Raw genomic sequence first — 11,949 nt, 5'->3', positions numbered from 1 at the left:
ATGTCTGAATTAAAAACAATTACAGTAAAATTCTTTGATAGTTCTGGGAAATATGTAGTCAATTTAAGTGTCAAATCTAAATATAAGGGGTCATCTAAAGAGAATCTTCAGAAAACGAATTCGCATGGCTTGTTTGTATTTCAAGCTTCACCCAATAGAGCGATTGAAATTCTTGTTCAACCACCTAATCAGCAAAGTTATACTGTTTTTAAAACAATCAATTCTTCTGTAATATCATCTGAAGATAATCCTATTAGAATTCAATTGCCAAAGACGATTGACGAATATAAACAAAGCAATAGGTCTTCTACGAACAAAGGAATAGTTAGTACTTTATTTAAAGTTGTTGATAGTAATGGAAAAGTTATGGTTAATTTTCCGATTCAATCTAGACCAAAAGGAAAAGGAAACTCTCCAGATAAATATACAAATAATCAAGGAATAGTAGAAGTTCTATCATCTGCGAATCGAGATATTGAAGTTTTAGTACTTACATCAACTGATCAATTTCAGCTTAAGTTTTCTGGGAACTCAGGAAATGGGATAAAGCAACCAATATTACTTAAACTAAATGAACCATATGATCGCTTTAAAGGTGTTACATTAATAAAAGTATTAGATAAATCAGGACAGCGTTATGCAGTTAATGATGTCGATGTTGAGATGATTTTTAACAATAATCAAAAAAAGAATCTTAAAGTTAAAAATGGACAATTAAAGTTAATTAACTGGGTTGGTCAAAAAATTAAATTAATCATTTTAAAACCAGATGGAACTCCTTTAGATTCTGTGAGCTTTATGGTCAGAAGAGTTAAAGAGGAATTTATTGATTTACAATTAAGTGTAGATATTTTGAATGGAAGAACAGCAACAAATGATCCTAATATTCCTAGACGTATAGAGGATAGTATTTCAGGAGAAATAATTTCTTTAAGCTTTTTTAAGGAGGTATATGGTTCTCGAAAGTTATTTTGGAAAGAAGGAATGAACGGTAAACCGACACAGAACACAACTCCTGAACAATTTGTACTCGCCTTAAATAAGGGATTACTAAAATATAAAATGACAGACAAGCTTATGCTTTGTCATTTTCTTGCTCAGATCTACCATGAATGTGATCATTTTTATACATTAATCGAGTATGCGAGTGGGAGAGATTACGACATTTCAACTTTTCCTCCATCTGTATGTGATATTCCAAAAAGTAGAGCGTGTAGAAGGCGTAAACAAATAATAAAAGAAGGTAATACTACGCCGGGTGATGGACCAAAATATAGAGGGCGAGGTTTAATTCAATTAACGTGGAAAAGTGCATATATTTTATATAAAAACTATTCAGGACTTGATGTGGTAACAAATCCGGATTTACTTTGTAACGATCTTTTTCATGCTGTTGAAAGTGCTGTATGGGCTTTTAATGAATTTAAAAATGCGGATAATTTGGTTCGGAAAGGATATAGTGACTTAAATGGGACTTATACCAATTCTCATCATTTACAAGTTGTAGATAAAGTAAGCAGAAGGATTAATGGTGGTACAGTAGGTTTAGCCGAGCGGAAAAGTTTATTTTTGAAAATATTAAGAGAAGTTGAGAAAAGAAATGGGTTTAAGTAAAAAAATCTTTTTAACAGTAGCTCTTTTATGTCCACCACTAACTTTTGCTGATAGTGATAGCCTAGTAAAGGATAATCATAAAGTTTATTTTAAACAGGGTTCCCTGAAAATTTTCCTATTTGATGATGCTAATTATTGTTTTGATAAAGATGCTTTTTCTGTGGAGAGTTTAACGAATGATAAAAGGAAATATTTGTTTGTAAACTATACAGATGATTGCAATCCTAGTGGAAAGTATCAAATATTCGATATATCAAATAATAAAGCTCATAAGTTTTATTTGAGTCCATTATACGATCCAGAAGTTATAAATGATAAAAAACAAATTATTGAAAGGTTTAAAGATGGCTCTATAAGTTACACACGTATATACAAGTTGAAAAATGATAGATATTCTTTGCAAGAAGAACTAAAAACATTAAGTGATAATCTTAACCTAAGTGTTATTTATTATAATAAATCAACTATTTACTCTCTAAAAGACAATTCAAATCAAACAGTAAAAAATATAAAAATAAATTTACCTAAAGTGTTTTTTCTTGATAAAAATTATATAAAAACAAAGGCTTATATTGTAAAAAATGATAAAGTAACAATAAAGAATATTATTAAAAATAGTGACTCATTATACCTTCATGTTGAATATTATGGAAAAACTAAGACAACAGAAGGATATATTAAATTATCTGATATTTTTTAGGAGTTTAGTCATAATTACGTTTGGGATTCATCATCAAAAAATATTTACCATAACCATATAATTTTAATTGATATTTATCGAGCTGGCTGCTTTTAACAAATTTAATATTTATAAAGAGGCTATTAAATGATGAGTATAAGTCATTATTAGATGATGATTTTTTGCCAACGGCAGTTACCCAACAGTCCAACAATAGAAAAACTTAACTGATCAATCTAAAAAATACTTTCGATCTTCATTTCTTCTCAATTTCCTAATCCAAGAAATAAGCCAAATAGCAACCAACACAATAAAGCCCAACACATTGGTAATCAGATCAGTTTTTTTATATACACTTTTAACAGCATTTTTGCTTACTCATTTCTTGAGTTTTATCATATAGCCCAGCCTCACAATCCATTTATTCATGTTACTCACCCCTAAACATGAATTTGTTTCACTTTTTTGTGAAATTATATCATTTTTATTCATGTAAGGATTACGGTATAAATTACACCAAGCGCTTCACGATAGACAAAATTATCGTTGATTCTGAATTGAGCAACCAAGTACAAGTCAGAAAATACGGGAAATACTATTGGCTGGATAGATCCAAAGAGAAATTGGATGGTTCAGAAAGAGCATGAAAAAAATTCAGGTTTATTTCAGAAATTAGGGTATCAGATCATCATGAGTAAAGATTTTACATTTACGATTAAGAGCATTAGTTTCGACGAAAACTATCATCCCTCTAATAATACGCGTATCACAACCAACTTTGCCAATTTAGCAAGAGGTGAGAGTCGCCATGACAATCTGCGCAATACCCTAACGATGATTGACAATCGTTTTAATGCCTTAGCGCATTGGGATAATCCAGAAGCAGATCGTTATTCTGTTGAGTTAGAAATCATTTCAGTTGATATTGATATCGAAGGCAACGGTGAGACTTTCCCTACGATTGAAATATTGAAAACCAATATTGTTGATCACAAAAATAATCAACGTATTGAAGGTATTGTGGGCAACAATTTTTCTTCTTATGTGCGTGATTATGATTTTAGTGTATTGCTGTTAGAACATAATAAAAATAAAGATCAATTTAGCCTGCCAGAAAACTATGGCGAGCTTCATGGGAAGATTTTCAACGCATTTGTAAATTCAAATGCGTATAAAGAAAACTTTAAAAAATCACCTGTGATTTGTCTTAGTGTTTCAAGTAGCAAGGTGTATCACCGTACTGCAAATGTGCATCCAGTATTGGGTGTTGAATATCTACAAGATGAATATTCGTTAACAGATGAATACTTCGGAAAAATGGGTTTGCAGGTTCGTTATTTTATGCCGCCTAATAGTGTTGCGCCTTTGGCATTTTACTTCCGTGGTGATTTGTTGAGTGATTACACTAACCTTGAGTTGATCGGTACTATTAGCACCATGGAAACTTTCCAGAAGATTTACCGACCTGAGATTTACAACGCAAATTCTGTGGCAGGTAAATCTTACCAACCAAGTTTAAAGCATCAGGATTATTCACTAACTCGTATTGTGTATGACCGAGAAGAGCGTGGCCAGTTGGCGATTAAGCAAGGGAAATTTACTGAAGAGCAGTTCATCAAGCCATACAAACATATCCTTGAGCAGTGGTCTGCAAATTACGTTGCTTAATTTACCTAGATAGACAAGATTATTGATTATGAAAATATTATTACCAACTTCAACTGCTGGCAGCTTACCAAAACCTTCTTGGCTTGCTGAGCCTGAAAAACTTTGGTCACCTTGGAAATTACAAGATGAGCAATTAATTGAAGGCAAACAAGATGCTTTACGCTTGTCATTGCAAGAGCAACAACACGCTGGGATCGATATTGTCAGTGATGGTGAACAAACGCGCCAACACTTTGTCACCACGTTTATTGAACATCTGAATGGTGTGGACTTTGAGAAGCGCGAGACTGTACGCATTCGTAATCGCTATGATGCAAGCGTACCAACTGTTGTCGGTGCGGTATCTCGTCAAAAGCCTGTTTTTGTTGATGATGCCAAGTTTTTACGTCAACAAACCAATCAACCGATTAAATGGGCGTTGCCTGGTCCAATGACCATGATTGATACGTTGTATGATGCGCATTATAAAAGTCGTGAAAAACTTGCTTGGGAATTTGCCAAAATCCTCAATGAAGAAGCCAAAGAGTTAGAAGCTGCGGGTGTGGATATTATCCAATTTGATGAACCTGCATTTAATGTGTTTTTTGATGAAGTCAACGACTGGGGTGTTGCGACTTTAGAAAGAGCGCTTGAAGGGCTTAAATGTGAAACTGCGGTGCATATTTGCTATGGCTATGGTATCAAAGCCAATACAGATTGGAAAAAGACTTTAGGTTCAGAATGGCGTCAATATGAAGAAGCATTCCCTAAACTTCAACAATCTAAAATTGATATCGTGTCTTTAGAATGCCAAAACTCTCGTGTGCCAATGGATCTGATCGAATTGATCCGTGGTAAGAAAGTAATGGTTGGTGCTATTGATGTGGCAACCAATACCATTGAGACAGCAGAAGAAGTTGCCAACACATTACGAAAAGCACTTCAGTTTGTCGATGCGGATAAGCTTTATCCATCGACTAACTGTGGTATGGCTCCTTTATCTCGTGAAGTTGCAAGAGGCAAACTTAATGCTTTAAGTGCTGGCGCAGAAATCGTTCGTCAAGAACTTAGCCGCTAGTATTCAACGATATTGTGGTGTAAAAAGGGTGACCTGTTTGGGTGAATGGATATCCAAGACCCAACTGGAAACCCTGATCACAATTTAGAGAACGTCAGTTCTACTGAGAAACTCATCCAGATGCAGTGCCTACATGACGGAATAGCAGGGTAATGCTAAATCTAAAAAAGTACGGTTCAATTTAGGAACAATGAAATGATTGAAGCAACAGACTTTAGAAATGCAATGTCTTTGTTGACCAGTGCAGTCAGTGTCATTACCACGACAGGTTTGTCTGGTCGTTATGGATTTACTGCGTCTGCCGTATGTAGTGTGACGGATTCGCCTCCGACTTTATTGGTCTGTATGAATAAAGCGGCGAGTTCGCATGTGCATTTTGTTGAAAATAAAATTTTAACTGTAAATGTTTTAAGTGCACATCATCAGCATATTTCTAAAGCGTTTTCGTCTAAATTAAGCCCAGAAGAACGATTTAAACATGGCGTTTGGACAGAATTAGAAACTGGCGCACCGGTTTTAGATGATGCTTTGGTGAATTTTGATTGTGAGATTGAGCAAATTCAGGAAGTTGGAACACATACGATTTTTATTTGTCGTATTGTGGCAATTCAACAAAGTGAACATGATCAAAGCTTGGTTTATTTTAATCGTTCTTATCATCATGTTGGGCAGACCGAGGTTGCTTAAAGCCAGTTTGCTTTTGGGTTTGTTGGATCTCTCATGAGAAAAGTCTAAATCTGAAAAGATTTGTTTCTCTAAGCCATTTATTAAATATTTTTACAGAATTAGGTATGTTTCTTCTCCTAGAATTTTTGGATTTTTAACTATATTAGATGAATGATATCTTTTTTGTTCTTTTTTAACTGTATTACATATTCAAGAATCTTAACTCTTCTTTCTAAATCAGAGGATTTAAAGTTAGCATGAAGTGATACAAAGTAAAGTATAATTATAGAAATTGAAAATAGAACTATATATTGATTTAATGGTTCCAAATTTTGAAGAATAAACTTTTTTTTCTCTAATTGAGTGGATATCGCTGTCAATCCTACGAGAATTGCTGGGAATAAACCTATTTTGCTTATGGTACCTACAATATTAGCTATTCTTTTATTAAAATCTTCTAGCTCATGCTTTAGTTCTATGTAAGAAAAATCAAGATTATCTTGATTGAAATATATTAGTTTTCTTACGGCATTTATATCTGCTTCAGTTGAATCTCTTGTTCTCTTAAATAATATTTTTAAGGGATTCTTAATATTTTTATAGTTTTTCTTAATTTCTATCATTAGTCCAACAATTGGGCTTATTATTATAAGAAGGTATCCTAGCATAACTAAAAAGAAAAGTGCATTTTCAAGAGGTTCTGTTTTTGACGTTAAAAAAATTATAAACTTTATGATAAAAGCATAAATAAATAATATTATTCCTATTACTAGTATTGATATATCTATTTTTGAGTTGCTCTCTATTTTTTTACTTTTGATTTTCTTCTCATCTTTGGAGATATTTTCTAAGATATTATAGATTTCTTCGCAAGACTTAAGGCTGATATTCATATAAAACTATGCTCTATTAAATAAGAAAATTTTAAATGTGAAATAAAAACTACTTTTTGACTTACATTTTTTGATAGTCCTTTGTTTTTTATATAATCTTTTTTATGAACAATCTGTATGTTAATAATTAGATCGGGAAATTTTTTTAAAAGATAGTGATACGAGTTCATTTTTTATTTAATATTTTGTAGGCATCTTTAGGCTATCAAGAAAATATTCAAGATGTATATTTTGATGTCTTTCAAAGTTATTTATTGTATGACACCTGTCATGGAACGTCATGACAGGTGTTGTATCCTTCTACGATATGTCGAGCTTACCAGCTCAACGCACCACCAGTTTGATAATCAGTTACACGCGTTTCAAAGAAGTTCTTCTCTTTACGCAAGTCCATCATTTCAGACATCCACTGGAATGGGTTATTTACACCAGCAAACTGCTCAGGTAAACCTAACTGCGCTAAACGACGGTTACAGATGAATTTTAAATATTCTTCCATCATCGCTGCGTTCATACCCAATACACCACGTGGCATTGTGTCACGCGCATATTCGATTTCAAGCATAGTACCTTCAAGAATCATCTGAATGATTTCTTCTTGGAATTCAGCAGTCCACAAGTTTGGATTTTCAATCTTGATTTGGTTAATCATGTCGATACCAAAGTTCAAGTGCATAGACTCATCACGTAAGATGTACTGGAATTGCTCAGCAACACCATTCATCTTGTTACGACGACCCATAGACAAGATCTGGCTGAAACCACAGTAGAAGAAGATCCCTTCAAGTACGCAATAGAATGCAATCAAGTTACGCAGTAAGATTTGATCGTTTTCAGGTGTACCTGTTTGGAAGGTTGGATCACATAAAGACTGAGTATATTTCAAGCCCCAAGCAGCTTTACGAGCAACTGATGGAACTTCACGGTACATGTTGAAGACTTCGCCTTCATCCATACCTAAAGATTCGATACAGTATTGGTAAGCATGCGTATGAATCGCTTCTTCAAATGCTTGACGCAAGATGTATTGACGGCATTCAGGGTTGGTAATGTGACGGTAAATCGCCAACACCAAGTTGTTTGCAACCAAAGAATCCGCAGTAGAGAAGAAACCTAATGAACGCATCACGATGGTACGCTCATCTTCAGTTAAGCCATTTTCAGACTTCCAAAGTGCGATATCGTGGTTCATGTTAACTTCTTGCGGCATCCAGTGGTTTGCACACCCGTCTAGATACTTTTGCCAAGCCCACTCGTATTTGAACGGTACAAGTTGGTTTAAGTCAGCACGACAGTTGATCATGGCTTTATCATCAACTTGTACACGTTGCGCACCCATTTCAAGCTCTTCTAAGCCAGGTGCAACATCTAACTTTTCTAAGGCGTGAGATGCTCTTGCCAACGAATCGGTTGGATTTGTTGATCTTGCTGTATAGGTTCCAGCGGATTGTGTAGTTGCCACATTCTGCGATGACTGCTTTGTATCAGATACCACTTGCGAATCAGTCGTTTTTTTCTGTTCGACGGGCGCAGGCTGGTGAGCTTGTGCAGCTTGTTTCTGTTCATCATCTTCAAAATCGTCCCAACTTAGGATAGACATCGTTGTTCTCTCTTCGTTGTTAATATCTATGTTCGACATCTCACAATGGAAGATGTCACTACTATACGCTTATTCTGTGCAAGCAAAATTAAGTTTTGCCGATAGTTGTTTTGTTCTTGTTCGAAAGAACAGATATCCACACTACTTATTTTGCTTACGCTTTTGCTGCTTACGGATCGCAAAGAATGCATAGACCGCAGGCACGTAAAAAACTAAAAAGGCTAAGATCAGCACGATTACGCCTAACTCATAGTTATGACTTAAATGGAACATTTCTTCGCCTTTTATAATTTCAGATTTTTTGAATCCCCCTAAGTCCCCCTTTTTAAAAAGGGGGACTTTATTCCCCTTGAGGATTGGGAAGGATTACTTACTGACAAGCTTCACAATCTGGATTGTCGATTGAACATGCTTGTGGTACTGGTGCTGCTTGAGCGAAACCATCTTCTTCAGCAGGCGCTTCAGGTTTAGTTTCTTGAGCAACCGTAGCCACTGGTGCAGCAACAGTTGTTGCTTTTACTGCGTTTAAAGCACCCGTGTTAATGGTTGATTTTTCCGCAGAGGTTGCACCTAATGCACGGAGGTAATAAGTGGTTTTAAGACCACGTAACCAAGCCATCTTATAAGTGATGTCTAGTTTCTTACCATTTGCACCAGAGATATAAAGGTTCAATGACTGCGCTTGGTCGATCCATTTTTGACGACGTGATGCAGCATCTACGATCCAACGTGTATCGACTTCAAATGCAGTCGCAAAAATTGCTTTTAACTCTTCAGGAATACGTGCAATTTTTTGTACTGAACCCTCGAAATGTTTCAAGTCGTTAACCATCACAGAGTCCCAAAGACCACGATCTTTTAACGCACGTACCAAGTACGGGTTGATCACTGTAAATTCACCAGAAAGGTTAGATTTTACATAAAGGTTTTGGAAAGTCGGTTCGATAGACTGCGAAACGCCACAAATATTTGAAATGGTTGCTGTAGGTGCAATCGCCATTACATTTGAGTTACGCATACCGTCTTTTTGAACTTTAGTACGTAATGTATCCCAGTCCAAACGTTGAGTGCGGTCAACTTCAAACATACGCTCTGGACGTGATTTTGCAACGATATCTAAAGAGTCGATTGGCAAGATACCTTGATCCCACAATGAACCTTTAAATGTTGAATACACACCACGTTCAACAGCAAGGTCGCTTGATGTTTGAATCGCGTAGTAGCTGATCACTTCCATTGATTCATCAGCAAAATCTACCGCTGCATCAGAACCATAACCCATACCCAATTCATATAAAGCATCTTGGAAGCCCATGATACCCATACCGACAGGGCGGTGTTTCATATTTGAATTACGTGCTTGTTCAACTGCGTAGTAGTTGATGTCAATCACGTTGTCGAGCATACGAACAGCAGTTTTAACTGTACGCGCTAATTTTTCACGGTCTAATGCGCCACCTTGAACATGTTGTACAAGGTTGATCGAACCTAAGTTACATACTGCGATTTCATCTTTATTGGTATTTAAAGTGATTTCAGTACATAAGTTAGATGAATGCACTACACCTACGTGTTGTTGTGGTGAACGTAAGTTACATACGTCTTTGAATGTGATCCAAGGATGACCTGTTTCAAACAACATTGATAACATTTTGCGCCATAAGTCTTTCGCACGGATTTTCTTATGCAGCATGTTGTTTTCTTTTGCAATGCCTTCGTAGTAAGCATAACGTTCAGCAAATTCACCGCCAGTTAAATCATGCAAATCAGGCGTTTCAGATGGTGTGAACAGTGTCCATTCAGCGTCTTCAATCACACGTTGCATAAACAAATCTGGAACCCAGTTAGCCGTGTTCATGTCGTGAGTACGACGACGATCATCACCAGTGTTTTTACGAAGCTCTAGGAATTCTTCAATGTCCAAGTGCCAAGTTTCTAGGTATGCACATACTGCACCTTTACGTTTACCACCTTGGTTTACTGCAACAGCAGTATCGTTGGCAACTTTAAGGAAAGGTACAACACCTTGTGACTTACCGTTAGTACCTTTGATATATGAGTTCAAGGCACGTACTGGTGTCCAGTCATTACCTAAACCGCCTGCCCATTTAGAAAGAAGGGCATTGTCACGCATCGCACCATAGATGTCATAAAGATCATCTTGAATCGTAGTTAAGTAACAGCTTGACAATTGTGGACGTAATGTACCTGAGTTAAACAGGGTCGGTGTAGACGCCATATAATCGAAGCTAGACAATAAGTCATAGAACTCGATTGCACGATCTTCACGCTGTTCTTCATTTAATGCAAGTCCCATTGAAACACGCATAAAGAACAATTGCGGAAGTTCGAAACGTACATCATTTGAGTGAATGAAGTAACGGTCAAATAAAGTCTGTAAACCTAAATAGGTAAATTGGTTTGAGCGTTCTGGTTTGATTGCAGCTGCCAATTTTGCAAGGTCAAAGTTTAAAAGCTCAGGAGAGAGAAGCTCAAGCTCGATACCTTTGTTTAAATAAGTTTCGAGCGCATCGCCTTCGATAGTATCTGTAGCTAAACCTAAGAATTTTAAACCTGTCGCAACCAAGTCATCACGTAATAGACGTGCAGTTACATAAGTATAGTTTGGTTCTTGTTCGATACGGGTACGTGTCGCCATCATCATCGTGGTTGAGATGTCTGACTGTTTTACACCGTTATATAAGTTTTTAACTGTTTCATCGACAATGGCTTGAACATTGATGCCTTCTAAGCCTTCACTTGCTTTTTCAATCGTGGCTTGAAGTTTGCTCAAATCTAGAGGCTGAAGCTGACCGTTCGCATCTGTGATTTGTAAGGTTGGGTGATGATGAGCACCAGTTTGTTTACGTGCATCAGAACGTTGTTCACGATAGATTACATATGCACGTGCAACTTTTTGTTCACCTGTACGCATAAGCGCCAATTCAACTTGGTCTTGAATTTCTTCAATATGAATTGTTCCGCCAGAAGGTAAACGACGATTAAAAGTATTCATCACCATCTCTGTGAGCTGAGTGATGCGATCATGAATACGGCTTGAATCTGCACTTTGTTGACCTTCTACAGCCAAAAAAGCTTTACCAATTGCTACAGAGATTTTATCTGCATCAAAAGCGGCAACATCACCAGTGCGTTTAATCACTTGTAGTTGACCTGGGGTTGTAATGGCGTTCATTGTCAGCGTAGCTCCATTGTCATCATTGTTATGTTTATGGACCATTTGAATCGTACAAACTGCAAAATTTGTTGTCACGATGTTTGAGGACTAAACACAATACTTAGTGGTTTAATTTAATTTAGAACACAAGATACGGTAATTTTAAGGGTAGATCAATATTGACATTTCAAGAATATTTTATCCGTGAAAAGTAAATTTTTATTTGCATCTTTTTGCCTCAAAGTGTCATTTTTGTTATATGCCTTATGAGACAAGCACATAGCATAGCAAAGACTCAGTAGAGTGCTTATAGATAAGTGTGTGGATAACTAAAAAAACGATAAACTGATGAGACAGAATATGAACAATGAAATATTTTGTATAAAAATTAGTCCAGCTATTGATTGTCTTAGAGAAATTTAAAAATGATGTGTATTGAGTTTATAAAACTGCCTACAATTCAATAGTTAATAAAAATATAACAAATTGATACGCTCATGTATCAGTTTGGTGAATGAGGTCTTGTTTACATTGTAAACGTGTGTATATTGCAAAACATAGTGTGTTGAATCTGCGAGCTTTGTAGCAGACTCC

General features: G+C 36.0%; 9 protein-coding genes. 5 read left to right on the top strand and 4 right to left on the bottom strand.

Annotated features, from left to right (window positions below):
* From AC4CVF_RS14810 to AC4CVF_RS14790, 5 genes are all read left to right on the top strand, one after another.
* Positions 1-1,614, top strand: coding sequence for a glycoside hydrolase family 19 protein (locus AC4CVF_RS14810; protein WP_490789646.1), 1,614 nt, complete (start codon positions 1-3; stop codon positions 1,612-1,614).
* Complete coding sequence (locus AC4CVF_RS14805) at positions 1,601-2,314, top strand: hypothetical protein (RefSeq protein ID WP_336953276.1); 714 nt, start codon at positions 1,601-1,603, stop codon at positions 2,312-2,314. The genes AC4CVF_RS14810 and AC4CVF_RS14805 overlap by 14 nt, the downstream gene beginning before the upstream one ends.
* A 669-nt stretch (positions 2,315-2,983) precedes the next feature.
* A complete protein-coding gene (locus tag AC4CVF_RS14800; protein ID WP_034610135.1) occupies positions 2,984-3,961 on the top strand; it encodes a DUF1852 domain-containing protein in 978 nt (325 codons plus the stop codon).
* 28 nt (positions 3,962-3,989) lie between these two features.
* The gene (locus AC4CVF_RS14795; RefSeq protein ID WP_336953273.1) at positions 3,990-5,018 is read left to right on the top strand and encodes a methionine synthase; all 1,029 of its coding nucleotides are present in this window, start codon (positions 3,990-3,992) and stop codon (positions 5,016-5,018) included.
* A 195-nt stretch (positions 5,019-5,213) separates the two neighbouring features.
* Positions 5,214-5,705, top strand: coding sequence for a flavin reductase (locus AC4CVF_RS14790; RefSeq protein ID WP_004722874.1), 492 nt, complete (start codon positions 5,214-5,216; stop codon positions 5,703-5,705).
* A gap of 137 nt (positions 5,706-5,842) precedes the next feature.
* Here the strand turns inward: AC4CVF_RS14790 and AC4CVF_RS14785 are convergent, their stop codons facing one another.
* The 4 genes from AC4CVF_RS14785 to AC4CVF_RS14770 all read right to left on the bottom strand — a co-directional run bounded on the left by AC4CVF_RS14785 (position 5,843) and on the right by AC4CVF_RS14770 (position 11,418).
* Complete coding sequence (locus tag AC4CVF_RS14785; protein WP_490789645.1) at positions 5,843-6,577, bottom strand: hypothetical protein; 735 nt, start codon at positions 6,575-6,577, stop codon at positions 5,843-5,845.
* A gap of 316 nt (positions 6,578-6,893) precedes the next feature.
* Positions 6,894-8,177: a ribonucleotide-diphosphate reductase subunit beta gene (locus tag AC4CVF_RS14780; protein ID WP_004722861.1), complete on the bottom strand. Its 1,284-nt coding sequence runs from the start codon at positions 8,175-8,177 to the stop codon at positions 6,894-6,896.
* 141 nt (positions 8,178-8,318) lie between these two features.
* Complete coding sequence (locus tag AC4CVF_RS14775) at positions 8,319-8,450, bottom strand: preprotein translocase subunit YajC (protein WP_004722859.1); 132 nt, start codon at positions 8,448-8,450, stop codon at positions 8,319-8,321.
* Positions 8,451-8,547: 97 nt separating this feature from the next.
* Positions 8,548-11,418, bottom strand: coding sequence for a ribonucleoside-diphosphate reductase subunit alpha (locus AC4CVF_RS14770; protein ID WP_490774654.1), 2,871 nt, complete (start codon positions 11,416-11,418; stop codon positions 8,548-8,550).
* Between the last annotated feature and the right edge of the window lie 531 nt (positions 11,419-11,949).

It is taken from the genome of Acinetobacter sp. LipI_19, assembly GCF_058242925.1.
Note: the sequence above shows the minus strand (reverse complement) of the source record. Positions and strands in the feature narration are given on the sequence as shown.